The organism is [Pseudopropionibacterium] massiliense, from assembly GCF_900607225.1.
GTDB classification, from domain to species: Bacteria; Actinomycetota; Actinomycetes; order Propionibacteriales; family Propionibacteriaceae; genus Arachnia; species Arachnia massiliensis.
In genome coordinates this window covers 990,651-1,011,067 of the sequence record NZ_LR027842.1, presented here as the reverse complement: position 1 = coordinate 1,011,067, position 20,417 = coordinate 990,651, and the positions used below count along the sequence as shown (strand labels likewise).

Genomic DNA, 20,417 nt, shown 5'->3' with positions numbered 1-20,417 from the left:
TCAGGCATTGCATCTCTCCAACCATCCGGGCAGGGCAGTCACGAAGGGGCGCAGGTCGTCCTCCGTGATGATCAGTGGCGGGGCGATCCGCAGCACATCGGGGCGCGGAGCGTTGAGCACCCATCCCTCCGACAGGGCCAGCTCCACCACCCGTGGGGCCACGTCCCGGTTCAGCACGATACCGCGCAGCAACCCCGCCCCACGCACCCCGGTGATCTCGGGGTGTTCCAGGCCCGTCACCTCGGAGGCGAACCAGTCGCCGACGCGGCGGACGTTCTCGAGCAGGCCGCTGCCCAGCACGTCCAGGACCGCGTTGCCTGCCGCGGCAGCGACGGGATTGCCCCCGAAGGTGCTGCCGTGCCCGCCGGGGGTCAGCAGGTCCGCGGCGCCACCCGTCGCGATGCAGGCCCCGACGGGGAAGCCGTTCCCGAGTCCCTTGGCCACGGTCACCAAGTCCGCCGTCACGCCCTGGGAACGGCTCAGCAGCAGTTCCCCGCAACGGCCGATGCCGGTTTGGACCTCGTCGATCCACAGCAGTGTCCCGGTCCGGGCCGTAATCTCCCGGGCGGCGGCCAGGTATCCCTCCGGGGCCGGGATCACCCCGGACTCCCCCTGGACGGGTTCGACGACCACCGCGGCCACCGTTTCGTCCACCGCTGCTTCGAGGGCCCCGGCGTCACCGAAGGGAACGAATGCAACCTCCCCGGGAAGCGGTTCGAAGGGCTTCCGGTACTTCTCGGTGTGGGTGACGGCCAGCGCCCCCATGGTCCGGCCGTGGAAGGATCCCTCCATCGCCACGACACGGCCCCGGCCGGTGAGTCGTGTCAGCTTGAACGCGGCCTCGTTCGCCTCGGCGCCCGAGTTGGCGAGGAAGACCCTGCCGCCACCGGCCGCCTCCGAGAGGCGTTCCGCCAGCCGGATCTGCGGTTCGGATGCGAAGAAGTTGGAGATGTGCCCGAGGGTGTTCAGCTGTCCGGTGACGGCCTCCACCACGGCGGGATGCGCGTGCCCCAGTGCGTTGACGGCGATTCCGGCCAGCAGGTCGGTGTAGCGGTTGCCGTCGACGTCCCACAGGTGGATGCCCTCGCCGCGGGCGAAGACCCTGCGAGGCGCGCCGAAGGCGTTCATCATGACCGCCCCGTAGCGGACCCCGAGCTCGGTTTCGTGGCTCATGCCGGCTCCTCGCAGACCATGGTCCCCACCCCGTCGTCGGTGAAGATCTCCAACAGCAGGCAGTGCGGCACGCGGCCGTCGATGATGGTCGCGGAGCGCACCCCGCCCTCCACGGCCCGCGCGCACGCCTCCATCTTCGGCACCATCCCCGAGGTGAGGCCAGGCATCAGCCGGCGCACCTCCCCGGGGGTGATGGAGGTGATGATGGTCGAGTCGTCGGGATAGTCCGCGTACAGCCCCGCCACGTCGGTGAGCATGACCAGGCGTTTCGCCCCGAGCGCGAGGGCCAGGGCCGAGGCGGCGGTGTCGGCGTTGACGTTGTAGATCTGGCCGTCGGGTCCGGGAGCCACGGTCGCGACCACGGGGATGCGACCCGCCTCGATCAGGTCGAGCAGCGCGGAGGGGTCGACGGAATCGACGTCGCCGACGAGTCCCAGGTCGATCTCCTCGCCGCCCTCGACCAGGCCGCGGCGCCGGGCCCGCAGCAGTCCGCCGTCCTCGCCGGAGATGCCGACGGCGAAGGGGGCGTGGGCGTTGATGAGACCCACCAGTTCCCTGCCGACCTGCCCCACCAGCACCATGCGCACCACGTCCATGGCCTCGGACGTGGTCACCCTGAGGCCGCCACGGAACTCCGAGGTGATGCCGAGCCGCTCCAGCATGGAGCTGATCTGGGGTCCGCCGCCGTGGACGACCACCGGTTTCAACCCGACGCGGCGCAGGAAAACGATGTCCTCGGCGAAGGCGCGTTTGAGGTCGTCGTCGATCATCGCGTTGCCGCCGTACTTGACGACGACGGTCTCGCCCGCGAACTGGCCGATCCAGGGCAGGGCCTCGATGAGGGTGCCGGCCTTGGCCAGGAGCAGGTCGTGGTCGGGGTGGGTGTACCGGGGTGTCATGAGGAGTACTCCGCGTTCTCCTTCACGTACTCGTACGTGAGGTCGGTGGTGAGGATGGTGGCCGTGGCGTCGCCCGCGTGCAGGTCGATGAGGACGTGGACCCGGCGGCCGGACAGGTCGACCAGTTCGCGGGGTTCGCCGATCCCGCCGCCCCGGCACACCTGGATGCCGTTGAAGGAGACGTCCACCCGGTCGGTCTCGAAGACGGCGTCGGTGACGCCGATGGCGGACAGCACGCGGCCCCAGTTCGGGTCGCATCCGAAGACCGCGCACTTGAACAGGTTGCTGCGCGCCACCTCGCGGCCCACGGTCTCCGCGTCACGCACGGATGCGGCGCCGATGACCTCGATGGCGATCTCGTGTTTCGCCCCTTCGGCGTCGGCGATCAGCTGACGTGCGAGGTCCTGGCAGAGCTCGCTCAGCGCGGCGGTGAACTCCCGCGCACCGGGTGTGACGCCGCTGGCCCCGGATGCGAGCAGCAGCACGGTGTCGTTGGTGGACATGCAGCCGTCCGCGTCGGCCCGGTCGAAACTGACGCGGCTCGCCTCCCGGAGCGCCGCATCCAGGACCCGGGCCTCCAGATCGGCGTCGGTGGTCAGCACGACGAGCATCGTCGCGAGCCCGGGCGCGAGCATCCCGGCCCCCTTGGCCATGCCTCCGATGCTCCAGCCCTCGCCATGGTGGACGGCCTGTTTGCTGACGGTGTCGGTGGTCATGATCGCGGTCGCGGCGTCGCCGCCCCCGTCCCGGGACAGCTGCGCGCAGGCCAGACCGATACCGGAGGTCACCTCCACCATGGGCAACCGGACACCGATCAGCCCGGTGGAGCAGACGGCGACATCCGCCGCCGCGACGCCGAGGCCGGCAGCCGTCGCCTCGGCCATGGCCCGGGCGTCCTCGGATCCCGGCCGGCCGGTGCAGGCGTTCGCCCCGCCGGAGTTCAGGACCACCGCGCGCAGCCGGCCGTCGGCGAGAGCATCGCGGGACCACCCGACGGGCGCGGCGAACACCCGGTTGCGGGTGAACACCCCTGCCGCGGCGAACCGTGGCCCGAGGTTGGAGACGACGGCCAGGTCGAGGCGGTCACCGGCCTTGATGCCTGCCGCGACTCCCGCGGCCTCGAATCCTGCGGGGATCGTGACGCTCACGGTGCCACTCCGATCGTGCTCAGGCCGCAGGTCTCGTCGAGACCGAGGGCGATGTTCATGGATTGGATGGCGCCGCCTGCGGTTCCCTTGGTGAGATTGTCAATGGCGGATACCGCCACCAGCCGGCCGGCGGCCTCATCGACGGTGACCTGCACCGTCGCCCGGTTGGAGCCGAGAACACTGGCGGTTGCGGGCCAGTTCTCCTCGGGCAGCAGGTCGACGAAGGGTTCCCCCTCGTAGGCCTTCTCGTAGCAACGCCGGGCTTCCGGGGTCGTGACGCCGTCGGTGATGGGGGCGGAGCAGGTCGCGAGGATGCCCCGGGGCATCGGCACCAGCATCGGGGTGAACGAGACGCCGACCCGCTCATCGGTCACCGAGGAGAGGTTCTGGATGATCTCTGGGGAGTGCCGGTGCACCCCGCCGACCCCGTAGACCGAGGCGCTGCCCATGACCTCCGAGCCGAGCAGGTGCGGTTTGGCGGCCTTTCCCGCCCCGGACGTCCCGGATGCGGCGACGACGACGAGTCCGGCCGGGTCGACCAGCCCCGCGGCCACCGCCGGGAACAGGGCGAGCGTGGCCGCAGTCGGGTAACAGCCGGGTACCGCGATCCTGCGGGTGCCGCGCAGAGCCTCCCGGCAGCCGGGCAACTCGGGCAGGCCGTAGGGCCAGGTTCCCGCGTGCTCGCTGCCGTAGAAACGTTGCCAGGCCGCCGCGTCGCGCAGTCGGAAATCGGCCCCCGCGTCGACGACCAGCACATCCGGCCCGAGCTGGCCCGCGATCGTGGCGCTCGCCCCGTGCGGGAGGGCAAGGAAGATGACGTCGTGCCCGGCGAGGTTCTCAGCGGTGGTGGCGACGATCTCACGGTCAGCCAGGGGTGCCAGATGGGGCTGATGGTCTCGCAACAGGTCGCCAACCGAAGAATTGCCCGTCAGGGCCCCGATCCGAATCTGCGGGTGCTGCAGGAGCAGCCGCAGCACCTCGCCTCCCGCGTATCCCGTGCACCCCGCAACGGCAACCTTGAAACTCACAACGGCAATTATGCCAGCAAACGAATAAATATTCCAAACATCCTCGGCGCCCATCCGACCCGCTCCCTTCTCCTGAGCACGAATCGCAGAGGAAGAGGAGGTGGGCAATGCGGCTGGCGCTCACGGCCCGGCTCAACCAGCTTCGGGAAGTTTCGTCGCGGCCCGGATCGACCGGCTCATGCCCGCGGAGCCTCCGAGAAGCTCCTGCTGCGCGTGCGCGGTCGACCGGGCCGGTCGCGGCGGGATAGTCTCGACTCCGCAGTCGCACGTTGTGAGGAGAAAAGCTGATGAGTGAGCCGTCGTACCGGTACACCGCGAAGCTGGCCGGTGAGATCGAGGCGCACTGGCAGGATCGCTGGGAGGCCGAGGGCACGTTCCACGCCCCGAATCCTGCCGGGCCCTGGGCCGAGCCCGAGAAGGTCGATTCCCACGGCGAGAAACTCTTCGTCCTTGACATGTTCCCCTACCCGAGCGGCGCGGGCCTGCACGTCGGACACCCCCTCGGCTACATCGCCACCGACACCTTCGCCCGCTTCAACCGCATGAAGGGCCGCAACGTACTGCACGCACTCGGCTACGACGCCTTCGGTCTGCCCGCCGAACAGTACGCCGTGCAGACGGGCCAGCATCCCCGGGTCACCACCGAACACAACATCGCCATCATGCGCCGCCAACTGCGACGCCTCGGACTGGCCCACGACCCTCGCCGCAGCGTGGCGACCATCGACGTCGAGTTCTACCGCTGGACCCAGTGGATCTTCCTGCAGATCTTCAACGCCTGGTTCGACGAGACCGCGAACAAGGCCCGCCACATCGACGAGCTGATCGAGGAGTTCGCCTCCGGGAAACGCCCCACCCCATCAGGGCAACCCTGGGGGGAGCTGTCCGAGCAGGAAAGGCACCGGATCGTCGACTCGCACCGGCTGGCCTACCTGTCCGAGGCGCCCGTGAACTGGTGCCCGGGTCTGGGCACCGTGCTGGCCAACGAGGAGGTCACCAACGAGGGGCGCTCCGAGATCGGCAACTTCCCGGTGTTCAAACGCAACATGAGCCAGTGGATGCTGCGCATCACCGCCTACGCCGAACGCCTGCTGGCCGACCTGGACAAGCTGGACTGGCCCGACAAGGTCAAGGCCATGCAGCGCAACTGGATCGGTCGTTCCGAGGGCGCCCGGGTGTTCTTCACCGAGGCCGCCAGCGGTGAGCGGATCGAGGTGTTCACCACCCGTCCGGACACCCTGTTCGGCGCCACCTTCATGGTGCTGGCGCCCGAACACCACCTGGCCGACGATGCCGCATCCGAGTGGCCGGCAGGTACCGACCCCGCATGGACCGGGGGGTACGCGTCCCCCGCCGAGGCGGTCGCGGCCTACCGCGCCGAGGTGGAACGCAGAACCGACACGGACCGCCGGGCCGAGGACAAGGAGAAGACGGGCCTGTTCACCGGGCGTTTCGCCATCAACCCCGTCAACGGCCAGCGCATCCCGATCTTCATCGCCGACTACGTCACCCTGGGATACGGCACGGGCGCGGTCATGGCGGTCCCCTCGGGGGATCAGCGCGACTGGGAGTTCGCCAAGGCCTACAACCTGCCGATCGTCGACACCGTGACCCCCGGCCCGGATCACGACGGCAATTCCGCGTGGACGGGTGACGGCGAGGTGATCAACTCCGCCAATCCGGAGATCTCCCTGAACGGCATAACCGTCGCCGAGGCCAAGACGGCCATCACCGAATGGCTGGAGGCCAAGAGGCTGGGCGAGGCCACCGTGAACTACCGGCTGCGGGACTGGCTGTTCAGCCGCCAGCGCTACTGGGGCGAGCCGTTCCCGATCGTCTACGACGAGACGGGCCTGCCCATCGCCCTGCCCGAAGAGATGCTGCCCATCGAGCTGCCGGAGGTCACCGACTACTCCCCGAAGGCCCTGGACCCCGAGGACCGCAACTCCGACCCGGTGCCGCCGCTGGCCCGCGCCACCGACTGGTCCAGCGTCGAACTGGACCTGGGTGAGGGCAGGAAGGTCTACCGGCGCGAACTGAACGTGATGCCCCAGTGGGCCGGTTCCTGCTGGTACGAGATGCGCTACCTGGACCCCGCCAATCAGGACCGTTTCGTCGACGAGGAGGTGGAACGCTACTGGATGGGACCGCGCGGCGAGGGCGATGTCGGCGGGGTGGACCTGTACGTCGGCGGGGTCGAGCACGCCGTGCTGCACCTGCTCTATGCCCGCTTCTGGCACAAGGTGCTGTTCGACCTGGGACACGTCAGTTCCGCCGAACCTTTCCGCCGCCTGTTCAACCAGGGCTACATCCAGGCCTACGCCTACCGCGACTCCCGCGGCCAGACCGTGCCCGCCGCCGAGGTGGAGGCCCACGGGGAGGGGGAGAAAACGACCTGGAACTGGCAGGGCCAGCCGGTCGCACGCGAGTACGGGAAGATGGGCAAGTCGCTGAAGAACATCGTCTCCCCCGACGAGATGTACGAGGCCTACGGCGCCGACACCTTCCGCCTCTACGAGATGGGCATGGGTCCGCTGGCCCAGTCGAAACCGTGGGAGACCCGCGCCGTGGTCGGGTCGCAGCGCTTCCTGCAGCGGCTGTGGCGCAACGTCGTCGACGAGGAGACCGGCGACCTGGTCGTCCGTGACACCGACATCGACGACGACACCCTCCACGCCCTGCACAAAACCATCGACGCCGTCACCAAGGACTACGAGGCGCTGTCGTTCAACACCGCCATCGCACGCCTCACCGAATACAACACCGTCCTGACCGGCCTCGCGGTGGTACCCAGGGCCGCGGTGGAGCCCCTGGTGCTGATGGTCGCGCCCCTGGCCCCGCACATCGCGGAGGAGTTGTGGAACCGGCTCGGGCACGACCAGTCGCTGGCCCACGAACCCTTCCCCGTCGCGGACCCGGAACTGGTGGCCGAGGACACCCTCACCGCCGTCGTGCAGGTCCGCGGCAAGTTGCGCGCCCAGCTGGAGGTGCCCGCCTCGATCACCGAGGACGAGCTGCGCGAACTGGCCCTGGCCCACCCACGCATCGTCAAGGAGATCCCCAACGGCGTCAGGAAGGTGATCGTCAAGGCCCCCAAACTGGTCAACGTCGTCCCTGCCTGACGCCGCGGGCGGGTTGCCGTTCCCGGCCCTGACCGGGCCGGCCCGTGAACACCGGCGGGTGGATCGTGTCAAACCCGGGGTGAGGGTGTCCGATACGGTTCGCTCACCGGCTGCCAGATGTGGTTTCGACACGGGCCGCTCGTTCCTCACGGCCCGGCTCAACCAGCTTGCCCGGCTCGGTGCTCCCGACCAGTTGTGGCGGGCACGCGCCCGCGTCACCCCTCAGACCGTGACGCCTCGGACCAGAAGCTCCACGCCGTGGCTGAAGTCCGCCCTGGATGCGTCCGCGTCGAAACCGTCGAGGACCCCCAGGGCGACCAGCTGGGTGCGGGTCTGCTCCGCCATGACGTGTCCCAGGACGAAGTGCAGGAAAGCGGCCGCCGTGGCCGCCGGTTCGGGACAGTTCCGCTCGATCAGCACCGCCCGGGCCGCCGCGGTCGCGTCCACGCTGCCCATGCCCAGAGCCGTGGTCGAGGCGACCAGTTCGGCGCCGTCGCGGTGGGCCAGCAGCGCCCCACGCAGGTTGTGGGACCAGCCCCTGAGCCAGTCGCCCGTCCCGGCCACGTCGGGAACGGTGACGGGGGTCAGTATCACGTCGGCGATCCCGGCCAGCAGCGACTGTTTGTTGGGCACGTGGTAGTACAACGCCCCGGCCTTGACGCCGAGCTCGTCCGCCACGCGCCGCATGGACAGGTCGCCGAGTCCCCAGGAGTCCAAGATCCGCAGGCCCGCATCGACTATCCGTCCTCTGGTCAGCACGGTGTGCATGCTACAGCCGGTATTCGGAATCGCCACCGGATGGTCCCCGGGTCGATTAGGTTGGGTTGCTTCTTCGATCGGAGGTACCGATGAACGAGCAGACCTACCAGGCGATCTCGATGATCATCTATTTCGTCGCGATGATCGTGATCGGGCTCTGGGCCTATCAACGCACCGACGACATGGATGACTACATGCTGGCCGGGAGAAACCTCGGTCCCCTCTCCACGGCCCTGTCCGCCGGGGCCTCCGACATGTCCGGATGGCTGCTGATGGGGCTCCCCGGGGCCTTCTACCTGTCGGGAATGTCGACGATGTGGCTCCCGATCGGGCTGACCGTCGGTGCCTGGCTGAACTGGCGGTACACCGCGCCGCGGCTGCGGACCTACACGGAGGTGGCGGACAACTCGCTGACCATCCCCACCTTCCTGAGCGCCCGGCTGCACGACGGCTCCCGCCTGATCCAGATCGGTGCGGGCGTGATCATCCTGGTGTTCTTCACCTTCTACGTCTCCAGCGGCATGGTCGCGGGGGGTCGGTTCTTCGAGGCCTCCTTCGGTGTGGACTACCGCCTGGGCATGGTGCTGGTGGCGGGAATCACGGTGCTCTACACCCTGGTCGGCGGTTTCCTGGCGGTCGCCTACACCGATGTGGTGCAGGGACTCATGATGGTGACCGCCCTGGTCGCCGTCCCGGTGTTCGGTATTTTCCAGCTCGGTGGCATCGGGCCAATGGTGTCGACCATCAACGAGCTCGACGCGAACGCGTGGGCGTTGTGGGGCGCCTCCACCTCGGTGATGGGCATCGTCTCGGCCGCCGCGTGGGGGCTCGGATACTTCGGGCAGCCGCACATCATCGTGCGGTTCATGGCCCTGGAGACCCCGCAGCAGGCGAAGGCCGGACGGCGCATCGGCATCGGCTGGATGGCGCTGGCCTGCCTGGGAGCCGCGGCCACGGCGCTGGTCGGCATCGCCACCTACCGCCGCGACGCCGGGCAGCTGGCCGATCCGGAGACCGTGTTCATCTCGCTGGGGAAGTTGTTGTTCCACCCGTTCGTCGCCGGTTTCATGCTCGCGGCGATCCTCGCCGCGATCATGTCGACGATCAGCTCCCAGCTACTGGTCTCCTCCTCCGCCCTCGTGGAGGACCTCTACCACGCGTTCAACCGCAAGGAGCTGGGCGAGAAACGTTCCGTCCTGCTGGGTCGGGTGGCGGTGATGCTGGTCTCCGTGGTTGCGGCCCTCATGGCGTGGCAGGCCAACGACAGCATCCTCGACCTGGTCTCGTTCGCATGGGCGGGGTTCGGGGCATCCTTCGGTCCCGTCGTGCTGCTGGCCCTCTACTGGCGACGGCTGACCCGCTGGGGCGCGCTGGCGGGCATGGCGACGGGTGCCGTCGTGGCGGCGATCTGGGCGAACCTGTCCGGGGGGGTCTTCGACCTCTACGAGCTGCTCCCCGGGTTCGTGGCGAACCTGATCGTGACCGTCGCCGTTTCCCTGGCCACCGAGGTGGCGCCCGGCGTGGATGAGGAATTCGACGAGGCGGTGGCCCTCGTGGCGGACTTCAGGAAGGGCGGACTGGCCACCGACCCCGTCGAGGGCTGACCGGAAGGCCCCGCGAGAACCTCAGCGGAGGATCACGGGGCGGCTGGCCCAGCCCCCGAGCGGGAACTCGGCCCGGACGGCCCGCGGTTCCTCCGGCATCTCGATCCCCGAGATCGCGGGGAGCAGTTCCTCCAGTAGCACGCGCAGCTCCAGGGTCGCCAGGCCGCGCCCCGGGCAGACGTGCGGGCCCCTGCCGTAGACGAGGTTCTCGGAGGCGTTCTCCTCGGGCCGGAAGGCGTCGGGATCCGGGAACACCCCGGGGTCGCGGTTGGCTCGGGTCCAGTCCACCACCAGGCGCTGACCGGCCCCGATGCTCTCCCCCTCCAGCTCCGTAACGCGGGTGGTGATCCGCCTGTTGGAGACGAAGGGGTCGTCGATGCGCAGGAGTTCGTCGATGGCCCGGCCGGTCGCCTCGGCGTCCCCCAGCCGGTCGCGCAGCTCCCGGAGCAGGGAGGGAAACGCCGCCAGCTGATGGATGATCACCCCGACGCACAGAGCCAGCGACCCGAGGTCACCGCCGGTCCAGTTCCGCAGGATCGAGACCAGCTCGGGATGCTGAAGACCCCGTCCCTGCACCCGCTGCCGCAGCAGCTGGTCGGTGACATCCCGGGCAGGTTCGCCGAGACGCTCCAGGCGTGGCCGGAGCACGCGGACGATGATCTGGTCGAAGCGTTCCGCGACGGCGCGGGTGCGTGCTATCTCACCGGAGCGGGTCGCAGCGGCATTGTCGGCGACCCATCCGACGAGTTCCTCCTCCAGGTCCGGGTCCCAGCCGAGCCATGCGAGCATCGCCTGGACCGCGTAGCGGGTGCCGATACCGCCGACCACGTCGATCACCTCCCCGCGGGGAAGTCCCGCCACGAGTCGGTGGGCCACGTCACGCAGACGCGGTTCCAGCTCCGCGAGCGCCTCGGCGGTGAAGAACCGGTCGATCACGGCACGAAAAGCGGCGTGTTCCTCACCGTCGAGACCGTTGGGAATCTGCAGGAACCGGGAGACCCCGCTGGAGAAGGTCTCCGGGTCGGTCACGACCGCGACCACCTCCGGGTGCCCCACCACCCTCAAGTGTCCCGTCTCGTGCCGAATCGGGCATCCCCCAGCGGCCTGCGAGGTGGTCATCCTTCCTCCTTCGTGCCGGGTCAGGTCCGCTGCGTGGCGCCGAACCTCTCGGCCGCCACCGCGACCGCCGCGTCACGGGCCGCCGCGGCCTCGGCGTCGGTCAGTGTTCGGTCGGCCGCACGGAAACGCAACCCGAAGGCCAGGGACTTCCTGCCCTCGGGCACCTGGTCCCCATGATAGACGTCGAACAGGTTGACGCTCTCCAGCAGATCACCCGCCCCCTCGGCGAGGGCCTTCCGGACCTCCACCGCGGGCGTGTCCTCGTCGACGATCAGGGCGACGTCCTCCTTGGCGAGGGGGAAACCCGCGAGCAGCCCGATGCGGGGGATTCCCGCCTCGGTCCCCAGCAGGACCCCGAGGTCGAGTTCCATCGCACAGGTCCGGGCGGGCAACCCGAAGTCCCGGACCACGTCGGGGTGCAGCTCGCCGGCATACCCGACCGTTCGTCCCGCGAGCAGGAGTTCGGCGCAACGACCGGGATGCCAGGGCGCTACCTCCGCGTTGCGGCGTTCGAGCGCGTGCCCGGTGGCCCGGGCCACGGATTCCGCGAGCGCGACGACGTGCCGCCAATCGGCTGCCACCGCCGGGGTGTCCCAGCCTGCGGGAAGCCACGCCCCGGTCACCACGCCGGCCAGCAGCTCGGGCTGCTCCGGGATGGCAGCCTGCAGGGCGGCGATCTCCTCGTCACCGGGACGCCCCTCCACCCCGGGGCGCGGCGCCGCGGGGTTGTTCCCGTCAAGGTAGACCAGGCCACGTTCGAAGATCGCCAGGTCCGTCAGGGAGCGGGATGTGTTCCTGGTCACCGCCGCGAACAGGCCCGGGAGCAGCGTGGTGCGCAGGTAGGGGCTAGTCTCGGCGAGCGGGTTGGCCAACCGCACCACGGCACGCCGGGGGTCCTCGGAGGCCAGACCCATCCGGTCCAGATCCGCTTCGGAGACGAACGGCAGGCTGAGGATCTCGGTGAAACCGGAGGCTGCCGCGGCACGCACAGCGGCGCGGCGGGCGCGCTGGGCCGCTGTCAGGCCCCTTCCCGCGGGTGCGTTCGGAAGTCGACTCCCGATGCGGTGGTAACCGATCTTGCGCCCGACCTCCTCGACGATGTCGTAGGGGTCGCGCAGATCGGGACGCCACGTCGGGGTCTCGATGGTCAGGGAGTCACCGAGAGCGGTCACCCGGCAGCCACCGGCCTCGAGCACGCGGAGGATCTCCTCCAGCTCAACCTCTGCACCCAGGACCGCCGGGATCAGCCCGGCGCGCAGGTCGATCCGGTTCGGGGCCGGCGCCTGCCCGACGACCGTGAGGTCGCCGCGGACCTGGCCGCCGCCGTGTTCCACGAGCAGGTCTGCGGCGCGACGGGCGGCTGCGTATGCGAGCCCCGGATCGACGGTGCGTTCGAAACGTTTGGACGCCTCCGACGGCAACCCGTGCCTCCTGAACGTGTGGGAGACACTGGCCGGGGCGAAGGTCGCGGCCTCCAGCACGATGGCCGTGGTCTCGGCGGAGACCTCGGTGGTCTCCCCGCCCATGACGCCGGCGAGCCCGATCGGGCCGGAGTCGTCGGTGATCAGCAGGTCATCGGCCGTGAGCGTGCGGTGGACGCCGTCGAGGGTGGTGATCGTCTCCCCCTCGGTGGCGAGTCGCACCCGGATCGGTCCCTGCAGTCTGGCCGCGTCGTAGGCGTGCAGCGGCTGCCCGGACTCGAGCATCACGTAGTTGGTGACGTCCACGGGAAGGGAGATGGAACGCACGCCGCAGGCGCGCAGCCGGTCCACCATGGACCTGGGCGTCGGAGCGGCCGGGTCGAAGCCCTCGATGGTGAGGGCGACGAACGCGGAGCAGCGATCCGATTCCAGGACGACGGGGTATCCGTCGGAGACCGGGGCGGGTAGCGGCAGGTCGTAGGGGTCGCTGAACGGGACCCCGTTGACCACGGCCAGTTCGCGACCCAGTCCTCGCAACGACAGGCTGTGGGACAGATCCGGGGTCACGTCGATGTCCAGCACCTCGTCGGAGGTCCACAACGCGACCAGGGCGTCGTCGCCGGGCTGCAGCCCCGACGACTCGGGGATCACGATGATCCCGGTGTGATCCTCGCCCAGCCCGATCTCGTCCTCGGCGCAGATCATGCCGTCGGAGACGTGCCCGTAGGTCTTGCGGGCGGAGATCCGGAAATCGCCCGGCAGCACGGCTCCGGGCAGCGCCACGACGACGAGGTCGCCGACGACGAAGTTCGAGGCGCCGCACACGATGCCCCGGGATGCGGGGTACTGCTCGTCGGCGGGGTCGTTGTGGGAGCCCACGTCGACGCGGCAGTACCGGATGGTCTTGCCGTTCTTCTGCGGCTCCTCGGTGAAGCTGAGAACACGACCGATCACGAGCGGACCCGTCACCTGCGAGCCGGTCGAGTCGATGTGCTCGACGGTGAGGCCGAGGGCCGTGAAGGCGTCGGCGATCTCCTTGGTTCCAACCCCCTCGGGCAGGTTCACCAGTTCACGCAGCCACGAGATCGGGGCTTTCATCGGACACCTCCATCGGCGAGAAGGGAGAAACGGACATCGCCCTCGACGAAGTCACGCAGGTCGGGGGCCCCGGTGCGGAACATGACGGTGCGGTCGACACCCACGCCGAAGGCGAAACCGGAGTATGCCTCGGGGTCGATCCCGCAGGCCCGCAGCACGCGCGGGTTGACGACCCCGCAGCCGCACCACTCGATCCATCCCTCGGAGCGGCAGGTCCGGCAGGGGCGGTCGGGATTGCCGACGGATTCGCCGTGGCAGACGAAGCACTGGATGTCGACCTCGGCCGACGGCTCCGTGAACGGGAAGTAATGGGGGCGCATCCTCGTGGTGACCTCGCCGAACATTGCCCGGGCGAAGTGGTCGAGCACACCGCGCAGGTCGGCCATCGAGATTCCCTTGTCCACCACGAGTCCCTCGAGCTGGTGGAAGACCGGAAGGTGGGTGGCGTCGTACTCGTCGGCGCGGAAGACCTTTCCGGGGCTGACGATGTAGAGGGGCAGGTCACGTTCCAGCATGGCACGGACCTGCACGGGGGAGGTCTGGGTGCGCAGCAGTTTGCCTGCGGTCGCGGGCTCCACCCAGAGGGTGTCCTGCTCGCCGCGGGCGGGATGGTCCACACCCAGGTTGAGGGCGTCGAAGTTGTACCACTCGGCCTCCAGCTCGGGACCCTCGGCCACCTCCCAGCCCATGGCGACGAACACGTCACACATGTCGTCGATCAGGGTGGTGATGGGGTGCAGGGCCCCTCGGGGGGTCAGTTCCACGGGCAGGGTCATGTCGACGCGTTCGGCCACGAGGGTCTGCGCCAGCTCCTCGGCGGCCAGTTCCTCCTGTCGTGCGGCGATTGCCTGGTTGACCTGGCCACGTGCCCTGCCCACGCGAGTCCCGGCCTCCTTGCGTTCAGCAGGGGGCAGAGAGCCTATTCCCCGGTTTGCCAGCGCCAACTGTGAGCGGTCACCCGTGTGCTCGATGCGTACTTTCTTCAGCTCGGCCGTGGTGGTGGCTGCCGCAACAGCGGCCAGGGCAGCGGTCACACATCTCTCGACGGAGGCTGGGTCAAGATCCGCCGTCTGCTGTGGATTCGCGTTCTCATTAGGGCCTGCCATGGATTTCCCCTTCCAATTACAGCAGCCGAGTCTAGAAGACCCCGTGGCGGCGGGGACAACCGCACCGCCGTCATTGAGATTCCTCGACAGGTACTCGGTCGGCGGGGAAGGAACAGCACACGCCTCCTCCGGTGTTCCCGATCGCTCCCGTCCTCAGGAACGATCACGACCAGGGTTTTCGTTCCTGGAGCATGCCGGCGATGGTGCCGCATCCGTCCGACACGGCAGCGACGAGTCCGGCCGTGGGACGGGTGGCGGATTCACCGGCGCTGAGCGGAGGCCGTCTGGTACAGGCAGATGGCTGCGGCCGATGACAGGTTGAGGCTCTCCGCGGCACCCCACATCGGCACGGCAACCATCTGGTCGGCCAGGGCCGCGTCCTCGGCGGGCAGGCCCCACGCCTCGTTGCCCATCAACCAGGCCGATGGTCTGGCCAAACCTCCGGATGCGGCGAGCAGGTCCAGGGGTTCGCCGTCGCCGTCGGCCGCGAGCACCTGCATACCCCGGGAATGCACGTGGGAGACGGCGTCGGCCAGGTCGATCCCGGTGAGGATCGGCAGGTGGAACAGCGACCCGACGGAGGATCGCACGGTCTTGGGGTTCCAGACCTCCACGGATCCCGAGGTGAGGATGACACCGTCCGCCCCGAAGGCGTCGGCGCAGCGGATCACGGTTCCCGCGTTCCCGGGGTCGCGCACCTGGGCACAGATCACCAGCAGGCGCGCGTCCCCGACGTCCTCCCACCCGAACCGGGGCTGCCGGCACACCGCGACCACACCCTGTGGGGTGACGGTGTCGGACAGCTGCCTCATCGCCGCCTCGGAACCCAGCCACACGGGCACGTCGAGACCTTCGAGGAGGTCGGCGTGACGCTCGGGATCGGCGACGACCACGCCGGTGACGAGATCATCCGCGGCGAGCGCCTCCCGTACCGCCTGGCGTCCCTCGGCCAGGAACTTCCCCGCCAGTTCGCGGCCGCGCCGGTTCCTCAGCCGACGAACCGAACGCAGCACGGAGCCGGGAAGCTCGCGTGCTGCGTTCGGGTTGCGTTCCGGGGCCACGCTCAGGCGGCGGCCGGGGTCTGGTTCTCGCGGGCGACGGCAACCAGGGCGTTGAAGGCCTCGGCGTCGGTGACGGCCAGGTCGGCGAGGATCTTGCGATCCACCTCCACCCCGGCGTTCTTCAGACCGTTGATGAAACGGTTGTAGGTGAGGCCCTCCGCGCGAGCGGCGGCGTTGATGCGCTGGATCCACAGGGCACGGAAGTCTCCCTTCCTGGCCCGGCGGTCGCGGTAGGCGTAGGTGGCGGAGTGGAGGATCTGCTCCTTCGCCTTGCGGTACAGACGCGAACGCTGCCCACGGTAGCCGGAGGCCAGCTCCAGCACCTCACGACGCTTCTTCTTCGCATTCACAGAACGCTTGACGCGTGCCATGGTTACTCCTTGTTCTCCGGCCGGTCACTTCCGGCCCACGGGTGTGTACTGGGGTATCGGATGGGGCTCAGCGGCCGGGGTGGCCGGCGAGGAGCGCCTTGGCCTGTTTGAGGTCGGAGCCGGCCATCTCGGTGTTGCCCTTGAGGCGACGCAGCCGCTTGGAGGACTTGTGGGCGTTGAGGTGCCCCAGGTTCGCCTGACGGTGCATCAGTTTGCCCGATCCGGTTACCTTGACACGTTTCTTGGTTCCCGAATGCGATTTCATCTTCGGCATGGTTGGCTCGCTTTCTGTTGGTGACCGGCCCGCGTCACAGATCGATGTCGGGGTCCATGTTGTCGGCGGGGCCGCGCTTCTTCCTGGACGGCCGGGCCGCGGCCCTGAGCCGGGCCTCCTCGGCCTTCTCCGCCTCCGCGTTCGCCCTGCGCTGCTCCATGCGACGGTCCCGCTCCTCGGCCTGTTCGGCCCTGGCCTCGGTCTTCTTCTTGGTGGGGCCGAGGACCATCAGCATGTTCCGGCCGTCCTGCCTGGGCGCGGACTCGACGAAACCGTGCTCGGCGACGTCGTCGGCGAGCCGTTTCAGCAGGTCGATGCCCAGCTCCGGGCGGGACTGTTCCCGCCCGCGGAACATGATGGTGATCTTCACCTTGTCGCCAGCCTTCAGGAACCGGACGACATGGCCCTTCTTGGTCTCGTAATCGTGGTTGTCGATCTTGAGACGAAGCTTCATTTCCTTGGTGATGGTGTTCGACTGGTTCCGACGGGCGTCCCGCGCCTTCTGCGCGGCCTCGTACTTGAACTTGCCGTAATCCATCAGCTTTGCAACCGGGGGGCGCGCCTGGGGCGCCACCTCGACGAGGTCGAGGTCGCTCTCAACTGCGAGGCGAAGGGCGTCCTCGAGACGCACGATGCCGACCTGCTCGCCCTTGGGGCCGACGAGCCGGACTTCGGGTACTCGGATGCGTTCGTTGATCCGCGGTTCAGTGCTGATGAGTTCCTCCAGGATTGTCGTGATCTGGCCTCGACGACGAGAAAGGCCTTCGCGGATGCGCGAAGGCCTGACGACACGCCGTGGCGTGTGTTCCGACCCGGCCGCCACTGCAACCTGGGTGGGAGGTCAGGCCTCCACTTCATGGCGCGAACGCTTCCGCGTCGCTGTCAACGGCCAGTCATGATACCCCGACCGCCCAGAGGAAACAAATGTCCTCAGCCGATGGTCTCGATCACATTTCCGTCGTTGTCGGTGATCTCGGTGCGCTCCACGTTCCAGATCACCCCGTCGGGTGCCATGTACTGGCCCGCCCGGGCCCTGAGGGTGGCGGCCAGCCTGGAGAGATCGGCCGGGTCGAGGGTCAGGGTGGCCTCCTTCGCCCCCAGCTGGATCCCGGTGCGGCCGCCGGGCAGGAAGAGCAGTTCCGCGTCGGGGCTGTGGAGGAGGAACTCGCGGCCGTGCGGCAGGCGGCTGTTGAGTCTCTCCCCGAGGACCCCGGCGACGCGGGCCCCGATGGTGAGCACCGGCATGCCGCCCTCCGATGCGATCCTGAGCACGTCGATGAAGACCTGTCCCATCTGCGATCCGTCCTTCTTCCGACCCTCCGAGATCCGAGCCGCGATCTCCGGGGTGGCTCGAAGAGAGGCGCGCCGGAGATCGGTGACGCCCTTGGGATGGGAATCGGTGAGGAGCGCGAAGAATTTCTCCGCGTCCCAGTTGTTGACGTCGTCGAGGTCCTCGGCCGTCAACCCGACGAGCTGCACGAACTGTACGGAACCGTTGGGGGTCTCGATGCTGCCCAGGTCCGGGTCCTCGATGAAGCCGAGCGCCGTCTGGGTGGTCTCCTCCTCCAAGGAGATCGGACCGTTGGCATCGATGTGGTGGTTGGGAGCAAAACCATTGCCGGTGCGCAGAACGTAGCGTGCCAGGTTCTGCAGCAGATTGAGTGGCCAGGCCGGCGGCTCCTTGGCCCTCACGGCCTCGTCATCGGCGAGCCGGAAGGTCAGTTCGAAACCATACCCGGATACACCGTCCGCGGATCCCCCCTGTTCCCCGTAGAGGTCGGTCAGTCCGTAGGTGACGTAGTGCCAGTGCGGGCGGGGTTGCATCGCGCGATAAACGGAGATGCCGTCCAGTGGTTCGTCTGGCTCGTCATCACTCAGGAAACTGGGAACCAGGGTGCCGATGTGAAAGGGAGCGATCTGATCCGGATAAACCCGCTCGCAGGCCTCCGTGATGGCTTCCCAGCCGGGGCTCTCCTCCGTTCCCGCCTCGGTTCTGTGACCAGTCGCCGACTCCCGGCCGAACAGTCCGTTGAAGATTCCCATTCCGCCAGTTTATCGACAAGAAGTGACCAAAAGTTCACGACTTTGATGTCGGTTCAACTTTCGGGCTTCCACCACAGGGCGTGTGCGATGGTCGCGGCCCTGGCCGGAATCATCACATCGTCCCGTGGTCACCGTGCTGACTTCTCGGCGGGCCCGGTGGCCGGAAGACGCCGGCAGAAAGCGACCGCGGCGACGCTGGAGATCGCGGGCAGGGCGGCCAGGATCACCCAGGGAACGGGGGCGAGCGGTTGCGGGGTACCTGCCAGGGGCAGGAGGAGACCGATTCCGGTGCTGCCCAGCAGCACGGCCAGCCCGCCGACGGAGGCGAGCATCCCGAGGTGGCTGCCCAGCCGTTGCCCCCCGGACAGGTCCGCGACGACGCCGCGTGCCGCAGGCATGACGAGGACCTGACCGATGTGGAGTCCGATCACGAACAGCACCGAGGGAAGGTAGGCCAGCACCCCGGGCAGGGGCGGCAGGGCCGCGAACCCGGCGACCGCCAACAGGCCTGCAGCCATCAGCGCATACCCCCATCCCAGGATTCGCGCGGTCGACCAGTGGGCGACCAGGCGCGTGACAGGAAGCTGCAGCGTCACGGTGAGCACGGCGGCCATCCCGAACAACCACGTGATGTCAGCACCCGGAACGCCGATCCGATCCAGTTCGACGGGGATGGCCAGGTAGAACTGGTTGTAGGCGATCAGACAGCTGCAGTGGATCACCGCGAAGACCAGGAACCGGCGATTGGCGAGCACCTGGACCACGGATTCCCGGACCGGCGCGGACCGCCCGATGCGACTTCCCCGGGGCAACCAGATGATCTGGGCCAGCATGATCAGGACGAAGACTCCCGCGGCCAGCAGGCAGGTAACCCGGAACGGGATGACCAGGAGAACACCGCCCAGCACGGGGCCGACGACGGAACCCAGCTGGGAGGCCATCATCTCGAGCCCGATGATCTCCTCCCGGGTCGCCACCCCGTCGGCCTCGACGTCACCGGCCCAGGAGACTATCGCTGATTCCACCGCGGGCGAGAACAGGGCCGCTGCGAACCCGATCAGGATCACGCCCAGCATCACTCCGACGACCTCGTCGGCGACGGCGAGGGCCAGGAAGCCGCAGATCCGGATGACGCATCCGATGAGAATGGCGCTCTTGATTCCGAAACGATCTGCGAGCGCTCCCCCCAAGAAGAACATGCCCTGTTGGGAGAACGTCCGCAACCCGAGCAACAACCCGATGATCCACTCGGCGAGCAGGAGATCCTTGGCCAGGTGTGCTGCGATGAAGGGCACCACCAGGTAGAAACCGACGTTGAAGGCGAACTGGGTGATGATGACCAGCCGGAGCGGCGCTGGTAGGGCCGCCAGCATCGTGAGCGATCCACGACGTCCACCGCTTCTCCCGGAGGGCCCTCCCTCCCCCGTCCCGGTTCTCTCACGAGTTTCGGCGGCCACCGAATCCTTGGTGCCGACGCGGCGTCGGTGGCGGGACATGGATGTTGTCACGTAGCTCCTGTCGAACCTGGGCGCGAGGCTCTCTCGAGAACTGGCCAGGTGCTCGGACTCGTGGTCCCGCCTCGTTGCGAGGCGACCACCCACCGTTGCGCGTCAGTCCCGGGATTCGACCGGGTTCCCCTGTGCCTTGTTGAAGGCTGCCAGCCCGGCGGTGCGCAAACTGCACCGCCGGGAAAACCTTAAACTCCGCGAAACAGGTTTCACAAGTCCGGTCACTGCCGCTTCCGGGTGTGTGGAATGCTTGATCACATGGGTACGTCGCTGTTTGTCACCATCGCAGTCATGACCGTCATCGTGGCCATCACAGCCGGGCTGTTCGCCCGCAGCCGCAGCCCTCGGACCCTGCTCGCCGGAATTGGTGTCGCGCTGTTGCCACTGGGGCTTCTCCTGACGGGCATGTCGGACCTGCTGGTGAGCGGCATCGAGAGCCTGATCGCCTGGGTGAACCGCACCGGATGGACGAACACGATGAGCTGGGGAGCCGGCATCGGCGGCCTGGGAATCCTGTTTCTCGTCGTGGCTCGTTTCCTGCCGGGGCCGGGGCCACGCCAGGCACGAGGCAACGACGCCGCCCGCGAACGCCCCTCCGCCACGCAACCCGCTTCCAAGAACGCGGTCACGAAAGGATCCCAGCAGAACGGTCAGCCCCCCCGCCCGGGCGCACAGCCCGCTGC

17 protein-coding genes are annotated in these 20,417 nt (G+C 68.5%); 3 read left to right on the top strand and 14 right to left on the bottom strand.

The features are described 5' to 3' along the window. From E0E39_RS04370 to argC, 4 genes are read right to left on the bottom strand one after another with little or no spacing between them, the layout of a single operon-like run. Positions 1-1,173 carry an acetylornithine transaminase gene (locus E0E39_RS04370; RefSeq protein WP_130873652.1) on the bottom strand — a complete coding sequence of 391 codons (1,173 nt, stop codon included), beginning with the start codon at positions 1,171-1,173 and terminating at the stop codon, positions 1-3. Next, positions 1,170-2,072 carry an acetylglutamate kinase gene (gene argB, locus E0E39_RS04365; protein ID WP_130873651.1) on the bottom strand — a complete coding sequence of 301 codons (903 nt, stop codon included), beginning with the start codon at positions 2,070-2,072 and terminating at the stop codon, positions 1,170-1,172. The genes E0E39_RS04370 and argB overlap by 4 nt, the downstream gene beginning before the upstream one ends. Beyond that, positions 2,069-3,220 (bottom strand): bifunctional glutamate N-acetyltransferase/amino-acid acetyltransferase ArgJ, encoded by a 1,152-nt coding sequence (argJ, locus tag E0E39_RS04360; protein WP_130873650.1) that lies wholly within the window; start codon positions 3,218-3,220, stop codon positions 2,069-2,071. Before argJ ends, argB begins: the two co-directional genes overlap by 4 nt. Further along, the gene (gene argC / locus E0E39_RS04355; RefSeq protein WP_130873649.1) at positions 3,217-4,248 is read right to left on the bottom strand and encodes an N-acetyl-gamma-glutamyl-phosphate reductase; all 1,032 of its coding nucleotides are present in this window, start codon (positions 4,246-4,248) and stop codon (positions 3,217-3,219) included. Before argC ends, argJ begins: the two co-directional genes overlap by 4 nt. Before the next feature lie 287 nt (positions 4,249-4,535). Between argC and leuS the strand changes: the two genes are divergently transcribed. Further along, the gene (gene leuS, locus E0E39_RS04350; RefSeq protein ID WP_130873648.1) at positions 4,536-7,370 is read left to right on the top strand and encodes a leucine--tRNA ligase; all 2,835 of its coding nucleotides are present in this window, start codon (positions 4,536-4,538) and stop codon (positions 7,368-7,370) included. 222 nt (positions 7,371-7,592) lie between these two features. Here leuS and E0E39_RS04345 read toward each other — a convergent pair whose 3' ends face one another. Continuing rightward, positions 7,593-8,129: a TetR family transcriptional regulator gene (locus tag E0E39_RS04345; protein ID WP_207302413.1), complete on the bottom strand. Its 537-nt coding sequence runs from the start codon at positions 8,127-8,129 to the stop codon at positions 7,593-7,595. Between the two features lie 89 nt (positions 8,130-8,218). On the opposite strand from E0E39_RS04345, the gene putP reads away from it, so the two are divergent. Then, positions 8,219-9,733 carry a sodium/proline symporter PutP gene (gene putP / locus E0E39_RS04340; protein ID WP_130873646.1) on the top strand — a complete coding sequence of 505 codons (1,515 nt, stop codon included), beginning with the start codon at positions 8,219-8,221 and terminating at the stop codon, positions 9,731-9,733. A gap of 21 nt (positions 9,734-9,754) precedes the next feature. Here the strand turns inward: putP and E0E39_RS04335 are convergent, their stop codons facing one another. The 9 genes from E0E39_RS04335 to E0E39_RS04295 all read right to left on the bottom strand — a co-directional run bounded on the left by E0E39_RS04335 (position 9,755) and on the right by E0E39_RS04295 (position 19,734). Then, positions 9,755-10,852, bottom strand: a complete 1,098-nt coding sequence (locus tag E0E39_RS04335; protein ID WP_130873645.1) for a cytochrome P450 — start codon at positions 10,850-10,852, stop codon at positions 9,755-9,757. A 20-nt stretch (positions 10,853-10,872) separates the two neighbouring features. Beyond that, positions 10,873-13,371, bottom strand: a complete 2,499-nt coding sequence (gene pheT, locus E0E39_RS04330) for a phenylalanine--tRNA ligase subunit beta (RefSeq protein WP_130873644.1) — start codon at positions 13,369-13,371, stop codon at positions 10,873-10,875. Then, positions 13,368-14,477 (bottom strand): phenylalanine--tRNA ligase subunit alpha, encoded by a 1,110-nt coding sequence (gene pheS, locus E0E39_RS04325; protein ID WP_130873643.1) that lies wholly within the window; start codon positions 14,475-14,477, stop codon positions 13,368-13,370. Before pheS ends, pheT begins: the two co-directional genes overlap by 4 nt. A 260-nt stretch (positions 14,478-14,737) precedes the next feature. Next, positions 14,738-15,538 carry a TrmH family RNA methyltransferase gene (locus E0E39_RS04320; protein ID WP_130873642.1) on the bottom strand — a complete coding sequence of 267 codons (801 nt, stop codon included), beginning with the start codon at positions 15,536-15,538 and terminating at the stop codon, positions 14,738-14,740. 2 nt (positions 15,539-15,540) lie between these two features. Then, positions 15,541-15,909, bottom strand: coding sequence for a 50S ribosomal protein L20 (rplT, locus tag E0E39_RS04315; protein WP_130873641.1), 369 nt, complete (start codon positions 15,907-15,909; stop codon positions 15,541-15,543). A 67-nt stretch (positions 15,910-15,976) separates the two neighbouring features. Then, the gene (rpmI, locus tag E0E39_RS04310; protein WP_014847033.1) at positions 15,977-16,183 is read right to left on the bottom strand and encodes a 50S ribosomal protein L35; all 207 of its coding nucleotides are present in this window, start codon (positions 16,181-16,183) and stop codon (positions 15,977-15,979) included. A gap of 34 nt (positions 16,184-16,217) precedes the next feature. Beyond that, the gene (gene infC / locus E0E39_RS04305) at positions 16,218-17,006 is read right to left on the bottom strand and encodes a translation initiation factor IF-3 (protein WP_245988189.1); all 789 of its coding nucleotides are present in this window, start codon (positions 17,004-17,006) and stop codon (positions 16,218-16,220) included. 107 nt (positions 17,007-17,113) lie between these two features. After that, positions 17,114-18,226: a suppressor of fused domain protein gene (locus E0E39_RS04300; RefSeq protein ID WP_130873640.1), complete on the bottom strand. Its 1,113-nt coding sequence runs from the start codon at positions 18,224-18,226 to the stop codon at positions 17,114-17,116. Positions 18,227-18,354: 128 nt separating this feature from the next. Continuing rightward, positions 18,355-19,734 carry an MFS transporter gene (locus E0E39_RS04295; protein ID WP_245988188.1) on the bottom strand — a complete coding sequence of 460 codons (1,380 nt, stop codon included), beginning with the start codon at positions 19,732-19,734 and terminating at the stop codon, positions 18,355-18,357. Positions 19,735-20,025: 291 nt separating this feature from the next. Between E0E39_RS04295 and E0E39_RS15675 the strand changes: the two genes are divergently transcribed. After that, positions 20,026-20,417 (top strand): hypothetical protein (locus tag E0E39_RS15675; RefSeq protein WP_207302412.1); only part of this gene is annotated, 392 nt, incomplete at its 3' end.

What these genes read in the sequence shown, in the direction of transcription:
- E0E39_RS04370 (WP_130873652.1), bottom strand. Translation starts at nt 1,173, where the DNA reads ATGAGCCACGAAACCGAGCTCGGGGTCCGCTACGGGGCGGTCATGATG.
- argB (WP_130873651.1), bottom strand. Translation starts at nt 2,072, where the DNA reads ATGACACCCCGGTACACCCACCCCGACCACGACCTGCTCCTGGCCAAG.
- leuS (WP_130873648.1), top strand. Translation starts at nt 4,536, where the DNA reads ATGAGTGAGCCGTCGTACCGGTACACCGCGAAGCTGGCCGGTGAGATC.
- putP (WP_130873646.1), top strand. Translation starts at nt 8,219, where the DNA reads ATGAACGAGCAGACCTACCAGGCGATCTCGATGATCATCTATTTCGTC.
- E0E39_RS04335 (WP_130873645.1), bottom strand. Translation starts at nt 10,852, where the DNA reads ATGACCACCTCGCAGGCCGCTGGGGGATGCCCGATTCGGCACGAGACG.
- pheT (WP_130873644.1), bottom strand. Translation starts at nt 13,371, where the DNA reads ATGAAAGCCCCGATCTCGTGGCTGCGTGAACTGGTGAACCTGCCCGAG.
- pheS (WP_130873643.1), bottom strand. Translation starts at nt 14,477, where the DNA reads ATGGCAGGCCCTAATGAGAACGCGAATCCACAGCAGACGGCGGATCTT.
- rplT (WP_130873641.1), bottom strand. Translation starts at nt 15,909, where the DNA reads ATGGCACGCGTCAAGCGTTCTGTGAATGCGAAGAAGAAGCGTCGTGAG.
- rpmI (WP_014847033.1), bottom strand. Translation starts at nt 16,183, where the DNA reads ATGCCGAAGATGAAATCGCATTCGGGAACCAAGAAACGTGTCAAGGTA.
- E0E39_RS04300 (WP_130873640.1), bottom strand. Translation starts at nt 18,226, where the DNA reads ATGGGAATCTTCAACGGACTGTTCGGCCGGGAGTCGGCGACTGGTCAC.